This window comes from Paenibacillus sp. PvR133, assembly GCF_017833155.1.
GTDB classification, from domain to species: Bacteria; Bacillota; Bacilli; order Paenibacillales; family Paenibacillaceae; genus Paenibacillus; species Paenibacillus polymyxa_B.
On sequence record NZ_JAFIBS010000001.1, the window covers coordinates 2,619,803 to 2,637,216 of the forward strand.

Consider the following 17,414-nt stretch of genomic DNA (forward strand, 5'->3'; position numbering starts at 1 on the left):
AGGCAATTACAAATGGAATTAAGATCATCTATTGAATTTTATGACAATCGGTTTTTAATGTTCGTTCTGGATCAAATGGCTTATGAATTTGAGAAAAACGGCTCCAAAGAGGTCATTCGAATGACCTTGGGAAAATCCGAGCTACCTTTGCATGAGGATATCATTCAGTCGATGAAGGATGCGTTGGACACCTTTGAAAAAAGCTCGCTTGTATTTCCGCCGGGTTTGCCGGAATTAAAGGAAGCACTCGCGGAGGAATACAAGAAAACATATGATCTGGACATTAACCCTAACAATATCCTGATTAATGTAGGCACCAGCGCCTTGTTCCGAAATCTGTTTTATTTGCTGGCAAAAGAGGGGGATGAGGTTCTTTTACCGCGTCCGTACTATTCTCTGTATCATTTTTGCGCCCAATTGGTAGGGGCGAATGTTCGCTACTATGATATCAATTTGGAGACGCTAGCACTGGATCTGGATTCCTTTAAGGAAAATTTCACGGATAAAACTAGAATTGTAGTCATTAATTCGCCTGGTAATCCGCTAGGCAACATCTTAACGAAAGACGAACTGTATGCCATTGATAAAATTATCAACGGTCAGGCGGTGGTCATTAATGATGAGATTTATGCCAATGTTTGCTTTGATGAACGAAGCACTTCGGTACTGGAGCTGAAGGATACCAAATCAGCCTTTATTACAACGAATGCTTTCTCCAAAGGGTACCGGATGTACAGTCGGCGCGTGGGCTACTGCATCGTTCCTGACGAGCTAGTCACACCGCTCACGGTCATACAGCATCACACATTGCTGACAGCCGACCCTGTCGTGCAATTTGGCGCATTGGAAGCATTGGCACATCCCGAAGAGATTGAGCAGCTGGTCAGCCTGTATAAAGCAAGACGGGATTATACGGTGGAGCGATTCAATGAGGTTCCGCTCGTACGTGCTATCCCTGCACAAGGTAGCTTTTACTTCACACTCGATTGTGAAAAGTACATGGACGAGCACGGCATCGAAACGAGTTTGGAGCTGGCTGAACAAATTATGAGAGCCAAACAAGTGGCGACTGTGCCAGGTTCTGATTTTGGATTGCCGAAAATGCTGCGCCTGTCCTACTCTACAACGCGATACAACGAAGGCATAGATCGCTTAGTGGACTTTTTCACAAACAGCTTGGTAGGTCAATCGGCTGTATCTGCTGCAATTCCGGTTCGGGAGTAGACCCTATGGATCTGGATTTTGATGCATTTGAAATTCTATCGGCAGAAGAGGAACGCGTCATTGCGGAGATGAATCAGACTGCAAAGCTTTATGAGGATCATGTTACGATTCCTGATTTGTTTGCCCGTCAGGTCGCAATCACACCACAGCAAACCGCTATTTATGAATACGGCTCCTCCATTACGTATGCCGAATTGGAGGAACAAGCGAATCGAATGGCACGCCTGCTGCACGCAGCAGGTGTGCGACCTAACCAGCGGGTAGCAGTGGTAGCGGAACGGGGAATTGAGCTTTTAGTAGCTGTTTTCGGCGTATTAAAAGCAGGTGCAGCCTACGTGCCTATTGACCCGGACTACCCGAAAAAGCGGATTCAATATATGCTGCGCGACAGTTCTTGCGGTGTGCTGATCACCGAGTCTGCCAAGCTTCAAACGATGCTGGGAGATTTGCCGGAGAGCATGACGACGGTTGTTTGTCTTGACGAAACGAAGATGCGAGCAGATCGTCTGACGGTGTATCAGCGGTCGGATTGGGAGCGCCAGGAGCAGGGCTCATGGGCGTGTCCTGCCGGTGAAAATGATCTTGCGTATTTGATTTACACCTCAGGCTCTACGGGAGATCCCAAAGGAGTCATGATGACGCATAAAGCTGTGCTGAATACGCTCTTTTGGTTGCAGGATACCTTTTGTTTGACCGCAGAAGATGTGATTGCGCAGAAGACTTCTGCCAGTTTTACCGATTCGGTATGGGAATTCTTCTGGCCTCTGATATACGGAGCCAAGCTGTCTATATTCAGCTCGGATACGGTCAAAGATCCTCAACGGCTATATGAACAGCTCCGGGATGACAAGATTACCATTACCCAGTTCGTTCCGGCCCAGATGAGTCTCTTTCTGGATGCGGTTCCGACCGAAGAGACGGATCATCCGCTACCGGAACTTAAATGGGTATTCAATGGAGGCGAAGCCTTGCTCGTCAATGGGGTGCGGGACTGGTACAGCACATTCCAGCAAGCCAAGATTGCCAACATTTACGGTATGACCGAGTCGGCTATTTATGCAACCTGTTACCTGATTGACGCATCTCCGGAAGAGGGAGAATTGAGCATTCCGTTGGGAAGACCCCTTGCGAACACGCATGTTTATATTTTGGACAAGGAGGGGCAATTGTGCCCCTTTGAGGTCAAAGGCGAAATATGCATCGGCGGGATTGGTCTGACGGAGGGGTACTGGAATAAGGCAGAAGCAACTGCCAAGGCTTTTACCCAGCATCCCAAAACAGGAGAAAGGCTATATCGTACAGGTGATTTGGGCATGTTACGGCCGGATGGCATTCTGGAGTATAGCGGCCGCAAGGATGATCAGGTACAGGTGCGTGGGTATCGCGTAGAACTCAAAGAAGTGGAACGGGCCGTATCCGTTTTTCCAGGGATCAAGGAAACAGCTGTGATTGCCCAAACGGATGAGTTTGGTGTAACCAATCTCTTATGTTATTTTACTTCGCTGGAAAAAGGGCTCGAAGTGGATGATCTGACAACACACCTGCGTGAAATATTACCTGAGTATATGATTCCGGGATTTTTCATGGAACTGCTGGAGATGCCGTTAACTCCGAACGGGAAGATTGATCGCAAAAATCTGCCACAGCCGGAGGACCGAGTTCACCGTTCAACCGCATATGTGGCGCCTCGCAATGAAAGAGAGCATATGCTGACGAAAATCTGGGCCGGAATTTTAAATATAAGCCCGGAGGACGTCGGCATCCATGACAGCTTTTTTGAAATCGGCGGCAATTCCATCTCGATTGTTCGGCTTCATCGAAAGATGAAGCACGCACTGGGCAGTGAGGCAACAGTAGCCGAGCTGTTTTCCTATCCTACGATTGCAGCGTATATGAATCACTTTGAAAATCAGTCCAAGGATGACGAACAGCTGGATCAGGATCTTATGAGCCTGCTGGATCAAATTGAAGATGGCTCACTGGATGTAAGCGAGTCTATACGGGCGCTGGACCATCTGAAGGAGGGATAACATATGAAACGGGTTCAGAATTATTTGCTAGCTCAGGTTGCCGCAAAACATCTCTCCAAGATAGAAGCTCTGCCGATGCTAAAAGAGCTATTCGAAAATGAGTCCAAAACGGTGAAGGTTGATGATATTGCCGTTGTTGGGATGGCCTGTCGTTTTCCGGGAGCAAATGGAACGGATGAGTTTTGGGATAATCTCGTGAACGGCATGGATGCCGTGAGGGACTTCCCGGAAAGCCGCAAGGCTGACGTGGACCAGCCTATTCGGGACTATTTCAAAGGTAAACGATATGCGCCGGAGATCAAGTATCGCAGAGGAGCATATTTGGACCATATTGATCGTTTTGATGCAGAATATTTTAACATTACTCCTGCAGAAGCCCGGTGTATGGACCCTTTGCAGCGCATTTTCCTTGAAGTTACCTGGGAAGCACTGGAGGATGCCGGCTATGCCGAAAAGGAATTGTACGGCTCACGAACCGGGGTATACGTAGGGGATACGGATGCCGATTACTTGCAACTGATTCAGAACATGGAGCCGTATGCCTTACCCGGTAATACCATTTCAGTCGTAGCCAGTCGGGTGGCCTACTTGCTGAATCTCGCCAGCGGCAGCCATCTGATTGATACCGCCTGCTCTGCATCTTTGGCTGCTGTGCATCATGCGGTCAAAGGACTAATTACTGGCGATTGTGACATGGCTGTAGCCGGCGGGCTGAACCTGACCCTGTTTCCCGTAGATGAAGGACTGGTCGATATCGGCATTGCTTCTCCCGACTCTGTTGCGCGCACCTTCGATGCCGCAGCGAATGGGACGGTATGGGGCGAGGGATTCGGGGTCATCGTACTGAAGACGCTGGAAAAGGCTAAAAAGGATCGGGATCATATCTACGCTGTCATTAAAGGCAGCTCCATGAATTCGGACGGAAAGTCCAACGGCATTACCGCGCCAAGTGCCTTGGCTCAGACAGAGCTGATGAAGGAAGCTTGGCGTAATGCGGGTATCTCTCCGGAAACGGTAACCTACATTGAGGCTCACGGTACAGGAACTCGTCTAGGTGATCCGATTGAGATTGAAGGCATTACCAACGCCTTCCGCAGCTACACGGACAAGCGGCATTTTTGTGCCTTGGGCGCGGTGAAAACGAACATAGGTCATCTGGACACCGCAGCCGGTATTGCAGGTCTGATCAAAACAGTGCTGTTATTGCAAAAGAAGGAGATTCCGGCAACCCTCCATTTTAACGAGCCGAATCCGCACATTAATTTCATTGAATCGCCTGTGTATGTGAATACAGAGCTGGTTCCATGGGAGACGGAGGCAGGAGTGCTACGGCGGGCAGGAGTAAGTGCTTTTGGTCTAGCAGGAACTAACTGTCATGTCATATTGGAGGAATATGAGCAGGACGAGCAGAGCCAGTCCGCCAGTGGAGAAAACGTACCGTATGTATTTACGTTGTCTGCCAAGAGTAAAGCTTCCTTTGATGCTTTGGTTGACCGTTATCGTACGTTTTTGGATCGCACGGCTCATGCGCTGCCAGATATTTGTTTTACAAGCAATCAGGGACGGGGGCACTATGCTTATCGGCTTGCGATTGTAGCTACAAGTCTTGAAGAGTTAAGGGAAGGGCTGGAGCGATTTGCAAATGCAGATGAAGCTGCACGTCCAGCTTTAGCGGGAGAGGGGATATATTATACCCGCCTAACGACCCGTGAGGAGAAAAGCTTCAAGGTACAGCCTGACACCAGCCTAGATCGGGTTGTGGATGAATATATGCAAGGTAGCGAGATCAATTGGACAGCTCTGCATGATTTGGATCAAAGACATCGTGTTCCTTTACCTGTATATCCATTTGCAGGCAAGCGACATTGGGTGGATTATATCCCGGAGCATGCGATGGAGCATAAAACAGATTCCCCAGCCTTGAGATCGGTACCGGAGAAGCAGGTTGACCAGTGGTTCTATGAACTGAATTGGGTAGCCAGTCCGTTGACGGCTTCTGCCTCCCAAGAACGGTCGGTTACCAGCAAGTCATGGCTTATTCTGGCGGATGAAGAAGGCGTAGCTGCTTCACTTAGCGAGTTTATGAAGGATCAAGGACTCACACCTATTATCGTAGAGGCTGCATCTGATTATGCTGCCATAGATCCCAGCCATTATCAGATTCGTCCCGGCTATGCGGAGGATTATAACAGGCTGCTTGCAGCCGTGACCGAGGTTGAGACGCGAGGGGGAGCAGAGCTTTCCGGTATCGTCCACTTGTGGACCTGCACCGAAATTCGCAGTCGCATGCGACAACTCGATGATTTGAATGAAAGTCAGGAGCAAGGGGCTTTAAGTCTTTTTTATTTGATGAAGGCTGTTCAGGCAAGCTCGATTCATCGCCTGTTGGAAATCAAAGTCGTCTCGAACTACGCACAGCTGGTCGTAGCGGAGGATACATATGTGTTCCCGGAAAAAGCGCCTCTGTGGGGATTGATGAAGGTCATCTCGCAGGAATATAGTCAGCATCGTTGTAGCTGTATGGATGTAGAAACGATCGGACGCGACAATTCCGACATTGCTCAGGAAATCATGCTGGAATTGGATCGGGACGAAGCAGATCAAAGTTCAGCATGGCGAAGCGGTCAGCGGTATACGCAGCAGCTGGAACGGATGCAGCTTACAGCTCATCCACATCGGAAGATTACAATCCGTGAGGGTGGCGTCTATCTGATTGCCGGGGGAGCCGGTTCAGTTGGACTGGAAACTTGCCACTATCTTGCCCGGCAGGCGAAGGTTAAGCTCGTGCTGGTGAACCGTACTGTGCTTCCGGACCGGGAAAGCTGGCAGGAACGAGCTGCGGGGCTGGATACCTCTGAAATTACGAAGAAAATCCGTGGACTGTTGGAGATTGAAAAGCTCGGCTCCGAGGTGAGCTACTATGCGGCAGATATCACGGATCTGGATGCAATGAAGAAGGTCGTGGATGATGTGCATGCACGTTATGGCCCGATTCATGGGGGCATGAATGCCGCGATGCATTTGGAGGAAATTCGTCTGGAGCAGATGGATGCAGCGGGGTTCCAGCGAACCATGGGAGCCAAGGTAATAGGAACATGGGTGTTAAACGAGGTGACTAAGGATCAAACGCTGGACTTCTGGATTCTTTTCTCGTCAGTGGCTTCGCAGCTGGGAGGTGTAGGCTTGGGTAGCTACGCTGCTGCAAATGCATTTCTGGATCAGTATGCCCACTATCAGAGCCGTCGTGGCATGGAGATGATGGCGATCAACTGGTCGCATCTGGAGATGGGGGCTACATCGGACGAGCTGATGGATCAACGGATGTTATCTCAGCCGATTTCGTCGGAGGACTATGGCAAGCTGTTTGATCGGCTTTTGCAATATAAACTGACCCAAACGGTCATTGCCAACATTCGCAGCCAGGAGCTGGCTCAAGTGTTGACGCTGCTCAAGGTTCGCTTTTCCCCAGACTTAACAAAGGAAATTACAGAGCAAGCGCAGGGACACAACGATCAAGAGTCTGAAGCCTACAGTCATCTGCTGGAGTCCTATCAAGAGCTGAAGCAGTTCATTACCTCTAATGAGGCACTGAACGATATGATCCAGCGAAATGTGAAGCTGGGTGCTAAATTTGTCTCCTTCGAGGAAGAGCTGTTTCGTACGCTACAGCCCAAGTCGGAGGCTACGGACACTGGAGTGCACATGAACTCTCACATTCAAGTGACCTTGATCGGCCATGATGGAGATGCGTATTCGAAAACAGAACGGCAGCTAGGTCAGATTTGGGGCGAGGTACTGGGGCATGAGGAAATTAGCATACACCAGGACTTTTTTGAAAATGGAGATTCGCTGATGCTGATGAGTGTCATTGCTAAAATTAAAGACCAGCTGGCCATAGATGTACCGATTCAGGTCTTTTTTCAGGAGCCAACGGTGGCCGGGCTGGGAAGCTGGATAGATGAATCCAATCGTGTCGATTTCGAGGAATCCGATATCATTCCGGTATTACCACGTCATTTTGCTGAGGCTGAACAATAAAGCGGCTTTGTGTTGGGCTAACAGGTGAGGAGTGAAGGAACATGTTATTCTGCGGACTGAAATTAACGCATGATGGTAGTGTGGCCTTGATTGAGGATAACAAGCTTATTTTCAGCTACGAGGTTGAAAAATTCAATAACAACAAACGCTACAGCGAAATTCCTGATTTGGATTTTGTCGAGGAAGTGCTTAACCTGCATGGCTATACCTCGGCAGATGTGGATCGGTTTGTCATCGACGGCTGGGCCGGATTGAAGGAAAGTAAGGTGGACACGCGTTCCCATGGGCAGGAGCTGTCCCTCACGGTTGCACCTTACCGCGAAGTATCGCTTTCAGCCGACGCGCTCCAAGCCTATTCGGGCAGTGGCCTTGCCATTGGTGGAAGAACCTACAACTATACCAGTTATATGCATTCAACCACACATATCGCCAGCACCTATTGCGCGAGTCCTTACGCGGTGACCAAGGAGCCGTCTTACGCGCTTGTGTACGATGGCGGCATGTATCCGCGTTTTTATTACTTTGATCCAGCGAACGGAAAATTAGAAAATCTGGGTCCTCTCTTCATGTACATTGGCAACATTTATTCACTGTTTTCGCTGCACTTTGAGCCATTTCTGCGCGGAGGGCAAGGACCGCGCGTGGATGATCTTTCGGTAGCGGGCAAGGTTATGGCCTACATTGCCAAGGGACAGGTACGTCCAGAGCTGCTCGAACAGTTTGAGCTGACGTATGCACGGCATTTTTCACCCTCGATGGAGTTTAACTGGACCTTTTCCCAGGAAATCAAGCGATATGTAGATGAGCATCATATTCCACATGCAGACGCCATGGCGTCTTTCCATCAGTATTTGGAGCAGCTTCTCGTAACCTCGTTGGAGGCGAGTGTGACCAAGCATGGACGGAAAACACGAAACTTTTGCTTTATAGGAGGCTGTTCTCTGAATATCAAATGGAACAGTGCGATTCGGGAAAGCGGATTATTTGACGATGTGTTTGTTTCTCCGTTCACCAACGATACAGGTTCGGCTATTGGTGCTGCCTGTTGTGAAATGATTCATCAGACAGGTCATCCTCATTTGAATTGGTCTGTGTACAGCGGACCCATGGTCATTCAAAATGAGCCAGCAGAAGGCTGGGAATCACGTGCTTGTACGGTAGCACAGCTCGCGGAACTGCTGCATACGACAGATGATCCAGTCGTGGTGCTGCATGATCGGGCGGAACTGGGACCACGTGCATTGGGCAACCGGAGTATACTGGCAGCTGCCGTTCAACCGGATATGAAAGACCGCCTGAATGCCATCAAGCAGCGGGAAGACTATCGTCCGGTCTCACCGATTTGTATGGAGGAGCATGCACCTGCTATTTTTTCACCGGGAACACGTGATCCGTATATGCTTTTTGATCATATGTTGCGTGATGAATGGGTGGAACGCATTCCTGCGATCCGTCATCTCGATGGAACGGCACGCCTCCAGACGGTGAGTCGGGAGGATAATCCGCTGATCTATGATTTGCTGGATGCGTACGAGAATTTGAGCGGTATTCCAGTGCTGTGCAATACTAGCGCCAATCTGCTCGGCAGCGGCTTTTTCCCGGATGTGCGTTCTGCAACCGAATGGAACGGAACCCGGTATGTCTGGTGCAATGAAACGTTATACGAAAAGCAGTAGCATATCCTCGAATAATGTACAGATGGAGGTTTACACATGGGAGAGAAGCAGACCTATGATCTGTCTCATGGGCAGAAACGGTTCTGGGTTCAGTCCCAGCTGGACGCTCAGAGCAGCGCCTTAAATCAATCGGTAGCCGTTCGAATCAGACAAGCTGTGAATACCTCGTATTTACAGCAGGCCCTCCATACCATCGTTGAAAGACATTTTATCCTTCGTACAGTGTTCACGGTGGTCGAAGGTGTACCGAAGCAAGTGGTGCTGGAGCAATTGACCTTAAACCTGCCTGTTGTGGATGTATCGGATACAGGGGAAGAAACAGCGTGGGCAGAGGTACAAAAAGAAATACAGACTGTGATGAATCAGCCTTTTGATCTGGAGCAGAGTCCATTATGGCGGGCACAGATCTACATGCTGGCGGCAAACGACTATGTTTTTCATATTTGTATGCACCACATCATTGAAGATGGTTGGTCTATGGATCTGTTTTTTCAAGAACTGTTTCATATTTATCAGGCGTTGGAGCAAGGAACAAGCCCCCATTTGCCAGAATTGCCAATCCAGTATATTGATTATGCACATTGGCAAAATCAGCAGGTGCTTACTGGAAAACTAAGCTCGCAGGAGCAATACTGGAAATCCCGATTGGATGGTGAATTGCCAAGTCTTCAATTGCCTTTGGATTTTCCGCGTCCGACCATCCGAAATGCTCCGGCGGCGGTGGAAAAGGTCATTCTGGATGCGGAATTATGCGCGGGCTTGGAGCGGTTGAACCGCACGTACGGAACCACCATGTTCATGTCGATCGTTGCCAGTCTGAATGTGTTATTAGCCCGGCTTACTCAGCAAGAGGACATTATTATTGGTACTCCTGTGGCGGGGCGGAATCAAAAGCAGGTTCGAAACCTGATGGGTTTTTTTGTGAATACTCTCGTGCTGCGGAATCGACTTTCCCGAGACATATCTTTTTCCCGATTGTTACAACAAGTTAAAGATGAGTGCGCAGGAGCATACGCCCATCAGGACTATCCTTTTGACAAGCTATTGCAGGTATTGAACCGTCCGCGCCGCCTAAATCGTGCCCCACTGTTTGACGTTCTAATTAATTTTGCAGCCGGCTCCAAAAATGAGGAGAACTTCGGGGGAATCCCGATGGAAAGAATCAAGCTGGGAAATGGTGCCGACGCGAACGAGTTTGACTTGACCGTAATTGTGGAATCCGTAAATGACGAATTGGTCATATCGCTTAGCTATGGAACAGATTTGTTTACAGCCTTAACGATGTCCAGGATCGGAGCGTATTTCCGTAACATTATTGCGGGTGCCATTCAGGACCCGGAGCAGTCTGTGTGGAAAATGGATTACATGGGGGCAGAGGAACGCGCGGTCATCCATCGTGTTAATGATACGCAGAAGGTTTATCCGGCTGGAGTCACAATTACGTCTCGTATTCAGGAGCAGACGCTCCGTACCCCTGATGCAGTGGGGGTTCTGGACGGCGACATGGCTGTCACCTATAAGGAGCTGCACCTTCGCTCCAACCAATTGGGACAGCTTTTCAGTCGCTATGGAGTTCGTCCGAACTCGCTGGTTGCCATTATGGGGGATAGGAATGTCCCATTGCTTACCGCTATTTTAGGGATTATGAAGGCTGGTGGTGCCTATGTACCGATTGATCCTGATTATCCGCAATCCCGAATCCAATATATGCTTGACGACAGTTCGTGCCGCGTGCTTGTTACGAATTTACGTTATTTCGGACGGACGTTAGATCATTTGCCAGACTGTATTGAAACTGTCATTTGTCTGGATGAAACGGTATGGGGAGAGTCGGAATGGATCGTTAGACTGCGGGAGATGCGAGGGGATGAGTCTTATTTTATTCCTGTCAAAGCACAAGGGATGTCTACGGATGAGCTGAGTCTGCAAAATATTCCCAATGAAAAAGACCTGGCGTATATCATGTACACATCTGGCTCCACGGGACAGCCCAAAGGGGTGATGATGACCCATAAGGCTGTGCTGAATACGTTATTTTGGTTGCAGGATACCTTTGCTCTGGGAGCAGACGATGTCATCGCGCAGAAGACGTCTACCAGCTTTACAGACTCGGTGTGGGAATGGTTCTGGCCGCTGATGGAGGGAGCCAAATTAACGATTGTACCCGCGGATATCGTCAAAGACCCTGCCCAACTATACCCATTTATGGAGCGGGAAAAAGTGACGGTCACTCAATTTGTTCCTGCGCTCATGAATGTTTTCCTAAGTGCTGTACGAAATGCGGGGGAATCTCATCCATTGCCTGATCTAAAGTGGATTTTTAACGGGGGCGAAGCGCTTCCGGTGAATATCGTGCAGGAATGGTACACTCTTTTTCGCACAGCGAAAATCGCCAATCTATACGGCATGACCGAATCGGCCATCTATGCGACCCAGCATATCATTCAGCACAAGCCGGATGCAGGAACATTACGTATTCCTCTGGGGCTGCCGATTGCGAATACTCATGTGTATGTGCTGGATCAGGATGGACAGCTTGCCGGATTCCAAGTGCAAGGCGAGATTTGTATCGGCGGGACAGGACTGGCGAGTGGATATTGGGCCAAGCCGGATTTGACAGCCAAAGCCTTCACTACGCATCCGTTGACCGGAGAAAGGCTTTATCGAACGGGAGACTTAGGCTGTCAGACCCCGGACGGGCAATTTCAGTATCTTGGGCGAAAGGACGATCAGGTTCAGGTGCGGGGATTTCGCGTCGAAATGAAGGAAGTTGAGCAGGCGCTGGTCAGTCTTCCATCTATTCGTGAGGCAGCGGTGATTGCACATGTGGAGGAAACGGGATTAACCGGGCTGATCGGCTATTACACATTGCAGTCGCCAGAAATGACGTCAGAAGGGGTACGCCAACATCTAAAAGAACGGCTTCCCGACTATATGGTTCCCGGTCTGTTGGTCCCGCTCGAAGCCATGCCTTTGACCCCACACGGTAAAATCGACCGTAAACATATGCCAAAACCTGAGGGAAGAAGTCTTGCAGGAACAGAATATGTACCTCCAAGGGACGGCATGGAGCAGGAGCTATCCACCATTTGGACAGAAATTTTGGATATAGCGCAAGTGGGTGTACAGGACCCCTTTTTTGCGTTGGGTGGACATTCACTCAAGATGGCAAAAATGATTTACCGGATTCAGGAGCGCTTGCAGGTGAAAGTGACGTTCAAAGAACTTTTTGATCATCAAACCATTCGTGAGCTGGCAGATTTGCTTCGTCAAAAGACCTCTGTTCATGCAGCTTCTATCGAACCGTTGCCTGAGCAGGAGTATTACCCAGTTTCCGCCGCTCAAAGACGATTATTTGTTTTGCATCAATTGGAAGGAGAAAGCCTGAGCAATCACGTGTTCACTGCATGGCATTTGGAAGGCAGTATCCAACGAGAGCAGCTTGAACGTCTGTTTCGAACATTACTGCTCCGGCATGAAGTATTTCGAACGGGCTTTACCCTGCTGGAGGATGAAGTAGTACAGCAGATTCATTCGGATGTAGCTTGGAAAATGGAATATACCGAAGGGACGGCGGCCGATATGCCGCAGATTCAGCAATCATTTTTGCGTCCTTTTGATTTGCAACTGCCCCCGCTTTTACGGGTAATGCTGGTTCGATTAGCGGAGCAGAGCCATGTTCTACTGCTGGATGTGCATCATATTATTTTTGATGGAATTTCTGCGACAGTGCTTATTGATGAGTTTATCTCCCTGATGGAAGGAAGCGCTCTGGAAAAACCGCACATTCAGTATAAAGACTTTGCCGCCTGGCAGCATATACAGCTCAGCGGGGAACATCTGAAAGAACAGGAAGCGTTCTGGCTGAAGATGTTCGACGAACAGCACACTGGAAAGGAAATTCCGCTTCTGAATCTGCCGGGAGATTATCCAAGACCAAGACAACGGAGCTTTGCCGGGGGCTCGCTGGAATTTAGTCTGTCGTCAGACTGTGCAACAAGTTTGCGGAAGCTGGCAACGGAGAGTGGTGCCACGTTATTCATGGTTTTGCTTGCAGCATACAATGTATTCTTGTCACGCTATAGTGGGCAGGAGGACATCGTGGTGGGTACGCCAGTAGCCGGAAGATTGCATGTTCAGCTGGAGCGTATGCTCGGTATGTTCGTAAATACACTTACGTTACGAAATGCTCCCGTACAGGAGAAGACCTTCCGACAGTTTCTGGACGAGGTCAAAGACAATGCGTTGAATGCGTTTGAGCATCAGGATTACCCCTTTGATATGCTCGTTAATCGCTTGCATCTCCAGCGGGATTTGAGTCGTAATCCGCTGTTTGACACGATGTTTCGGCTGCAAAATTTTATGGATGGCAGCAGGGAAGTGCCGGGTTTACAGGTGAAGCCTTATCCGTTGGAAAGCCCTTTTGCTTCATTTGATTTGATGCTGACCGTGGTTGAGATGCCGACTGCTAAAGGTGTAGGTGATAATCGCTGTAATGGGCTGCATTGTACCTTTGAATACAGCGCGGAACTGTTCCGCGAGCATACGGTTCGCCAGATGGCGCAGCATTTCATAGAGCTGGTGGCCCAACTGGCTTTGCAGCCAGACCGTCCCCTGTATGCCTACAGCCTGCTGACTCCTGCGGAGCAATCACGCATTCTTGTCGCCCGCAATGCGACTGAGCTTGCGCTTCCGGCTGACAAGCTGATGCATCACCTGTTCGAAGAACAGGCTGCACGGATGCCGGACGCCATAGCGGTAGAATGTGGGAGCCAGTGTTTGACCTATGGCGAGCTGGATGTCCTGTCCAATCGGGTGGCGAGAACATTGCGCAGCAAAGGAGCGGACGTGAATACGGTGGTTGCCTTGCTGCTGGAACGGTCGGTAGATTTGCTGACGGCGATGCTCGGCATTTTAAAGGCAGGTGCTGCCTATTTGCCGATCGACCCCGACTATCCTGCGGCGCGTATTTCCTACATGCTGGAAGAGAGTGAAGCGCAATGGCTTATTAGTCGGGACACACTGCTGGATGGACTGGATTTTAGAGGCGAAGTCATTTCGTTGAATGACGCGAGTATATACCGTCAGGATGGAAAAAGGCTGGAGATCACACAGCCGGGACCCCATGATTTGGCGTATATGATTTTCACCTCAGGCTCGACCGGACATCCGAAAGGCGTGATGATCCGTCAGGAAGCCATCGTTAACCTGATCTACGGGATTACCGAGCGAATACCGTTTCCTGAAGGTCAAACCTTCTTCTCAGTAACTACTGCCGCATTTGATATTTTTGTATTGGAAACGCTACTGCCTTTGGCGAAGGGGCTACGGGTAGTGTTATCTACGGGAGAAGAGCAGGCGAATGCTGAACTGCTGTTGGAAGCCATTCGCCGAACAGGTCCGCACTTGCTGCAAATAACTCCTTCGCGGCTTCAGCTTTTGCTTATGCACCCGGAAGCAAAAGAAAGTATGCGCACGTTGCAGGTCGTAATGGTGGGAGGCGAGGCTTTACCAGAGTCATTGCTTCGTCAGACGCAGGACGTGACCACTGCGCGCATTTTTAACATGTACGGCCCAACCGAAACTACAGTCTGGTCAACTGTGCAGGAGCTTACCCAGCATGAGCGGGTGAGAGTGGGTACGCCGATAGCGAATACACAAGTATATATTCTGGATGGGCAGCTCCAGCCTGTACCGGATCTTGTAGCGGGTGATCTCTGGATTGGAGGCAAGGGACTTGCATCCGGTTATGACAAGCGCCCTGAGCTGACAGCGGAGAAGTTCAAAGCCAATCCGTTCCGGTCCGGTGAGCGAATGTTTAAGACCGGAGATTTGGCGCGGTGGCTGCCTAACGGTGAGATTGAAGTGTTGGGCCGGATAGATGATCAGATCAAGGTCCGTGGCTATCGGGTGGAGCTGGGGGAAATTGAACAGGCGCTGTTGAATCATCCTTCCATTCGGGAAGCTGTGGTGGTACAGGACCGATCAGCTGAACAGGAGAACCACTCCCTTTGTGCCTATTGGGTAGGCCAGCAGACTTTATCAGTGAGTGAGCTACGTAATCATTTGCTTGCCCGGCTGCCAGAATATATGGTTCCCTCGCATTTTATTACCTTGTCGGAGATGCCTTTAACGCCGAACGGAAAAGTAAACCGTCGAATGCTGCCCAAGCCGGATCCTAGCCGTCCTCTTCTTGAAGTGGAATATACGGTACCTGCTACAGAGGTGGAAATGCAGGTCAGCCGAATTTGGGAAGAGGTATTGCACAGAAGTGGACTTGGCATCCACGATAATTTCTTTGAGCTGGGAGGCAATTCGGTTTTGCTCATTCAAATGAATGTTCGTCTCCAGCAAATCTATCCAGGGAAAATCAGCGTTGCAGACTGTTTTGCCTATCCGACCATTGCGAGACTTTCCGGTTTTCTGGAGCAGCAGCAAGGAGAACAAGCATGGACGGATGCGGAACAGGAACGATATGAGCGTCAGGAGCAATACTGGCGTCTTTACTTGGCTGAATCGTTATCTTTTATTCCGTGGAATGAGGCGATGCGGACAGATGGAGGAGCCGAAGGGCAGGCTACGTTCACCTTTACCTTACCTGCGGACCTGCTGACCACGTTACAGAAAGCAGTCTGGAGTCAGGATTTTGCCCTAACAGACTTGTTACTAGCCGTTTATACGTATGTTTTGTCACAAATGACAGGTCAGTCCGAACTGGTATTGCTCATCGGTGAAGGACACCTATTACCACATAAACAGTTCATACACCATGGACAGTCCTCTTTCCTCGCATTACAACTGACAGGGGAGAGCTTGTATCCGCTGCGTGTACGATTGACGGAAAATGATGATTTTAGCGCCCTGTGCATAGAGGTTGCTGGTCATCGTCAAAAAGCGAAAGAGACCGACCTTTACCCGATCCCAGTTATGTTGCCAAATGGGACAGGAAACGCCAATCCGTCTGCTTTTCTCCCTTGTGTGTTTCTGAATCATACGCCGGCGGGACATGAGGTGACCCGACAATTTGACTGGGTGCTTCATATGGATGTGCGCGCGGAGCAGGTACGGTTCCTATGCGAATATCAAGCTGGAAAACTGAAGAAGACTTGGGCGGAACAGATGATGAAGGCCTATGTCCACGTACTGCACAAGATTGCAGACCTACTATAAGGAGGATGGAACGATGAAAAAATTAGGATTTTTATTCCCGGGGCAAGGCTCTCAATATGTAGGCATGGGTCAAAGCTTATACGATGAATATTCAGTAGCAAGAGAAACCTTTGAAGAGGCCGAGGATGCGCTAGGGTTTGATCTAAAGACGCTTTGTTTCACAGGTTCCATGGATGAGCTGACTCTGACCGCTAATGCCCAGCCTGCCATTTTGACCGTGAGCATCGCAGCTTTTCGTGTACTGATGCAGGAATTGAAGCTTGCTCCATCTCTGGTAGCGGGTCACAGTCTGGGAGAATTCTCGGCATTGGTCAGTACAGGGGCGCTTGCTTTTTCGGATGCGGTGAAAATAGTACGTCAGCGGGGCATTCTGATGCAGGAAGCTGTTGCTCCCGGTACAGGAGCGATGCTGGCGGTAGTCGGGAGTCATGAGCGTGAGGTGGATGAGGTGTGCCAGAAAGCTTCGACAGCCGGTGTATCGGTCGGCATTGCGAATTATAATTCCTCTGAGCAGCTCGTCATTTCGGGTCATACTCCTGCACTGGAGAAGGCAGAAGAGGAACTGAACCGTAGAGGAATCAAAACGATTCGCCTCAAGGTGGGCTTTCCGTTCCATACGAATTTAATGCGGAGCGCTGCGGGCAAATTTCGGGAGGAGCTGGAGAGATATGATTATGGCCGTTTTCAATGGCCTGTGCTCTCTAATGTTACAGCGACACCCTATGCGGATCGTCGTTATATCCTATCTAACTTGACGTCCCAGATGGCACGGCCTGTGCAATGGCACAGAAGCGTTCAATACATGCTGAATCAGGGTGTGAATCATTTTATAGAAATCGGCCCCAAAACCGTATTGAGAAATTTAATGGCTGGTATCACCTCTACGGCTCATTCCTTTGCTTTTGAGCATCCCTCCACTCTGGAATTGCTGCGGAATGCTGATATCGAGAGCAAACCAGATGGTTTGGGTCTGGTGACCTCCTGTATTGCGATTGCGGTTTCAACCCAGAACCGGAACTGGAATAACGATGAGTATGAGCAGGGTGTAGTCGTTCCATACAAAGAATTGCAAAACCTGCGCGAACAATTGATCACAACCGGAACAGAACCAACGTTGGAACAAATGCAGCAAGCTCTGGACAAGCTAAAGTCCATTTTTGCAACCAAATTAACACCAACGGAACTACGGGCTGAACGGTTTGAGCAGATTTTCAGCAATACGCATACACGCGAATTATTTCCCGCGTTTCAGGTCAGCTAATCGCAGCGAACACGA

General features: G+C 49.6%; 6 protein-coding genes. All 6 read left to right on the forward strand.

The features are described from left to right. Positions 1-12 precede the first annotated feature (12 nt). Genes JOE49_RS11540 through fabD form a run of 6 tightly spaced genes read left to right on the forward strand, consistent with a single transcriptional unit; the run spans position 13 to position 17,399 of the window. Complete coding sequence (locus JOE49_RS11540) at positions 13-1,224, forward strand: pyridoxal phosphate-dependent aminotransferase (RefSeq protein ID WP_209941231.1); 1,212 nt, start codon at positions 13-15, stop codon at positions 1,222-1,224. A gap of 5 nt (positions 1,225-1,229) precedes the next feature. Then, positions 1,230-3,254 carry a non-ribosomal peptide synthetase gene (locus JOE49_RS11545; RefSeq protein ID WP_209941232.1) on the forward strand — a complete coding sequence of 675 codons (2,025 nt, stop codon included), beginning with the start codon at positions 1,230-1,232 and terminating at the stop codon, positions 3,252-3,254. A gap of 3 nt (positions 3,255-3,257) precedes the next feature. Next, positions 3,258-7,292, forward strand: coding sequence for a type I polyketide synthase (locus tag JOE49_RS11550; RefSeq protein WP_209941234.1), 4,035 nt, complete (start codon positions 3,258-3,260; stop codon positions 7,290-7,292). A gap of 41 nt (positions 7,293-7,333) precedes the next feature. Continuing rightward, a complete protein-coding gene (locus tag JOE49_RS11555; RefSeq protein WP_209941236.1) occupies positions 7,334-8,968 on the forward strand; it encodes a carbamoyltransferase N-terminal domain-containing protein in 1,635 nt (544 codons plus the stop codon). Between the two features lie 36 nt (positions 8,969-9,004). After that, on the forward strand, positions 9,005-16,138 hold the full coding sequence (locus JOE49_RS11560) for a non-ribosomal peptide synthetase (RefSeq protein ID WP_209941238.1): 7,134 nt from the start codon (positions 9,005-9,007) through the stop codon (positions 16,136-16,138). Positions 16,139-16,151: 13 nt separating this feature from the next. Next, a complete protein-coding gene (gene fabD / locus JOE49_RS11565; protein ID WP_068938674.1) occupies positions 16,152-17,399 on the forward strand; it encodes an ACP S-malonyltransferase in 1,248 nt (415 codons plus the stop codon). Positions 17,400-17,414 lie beyond the last annotated feature (15 nt).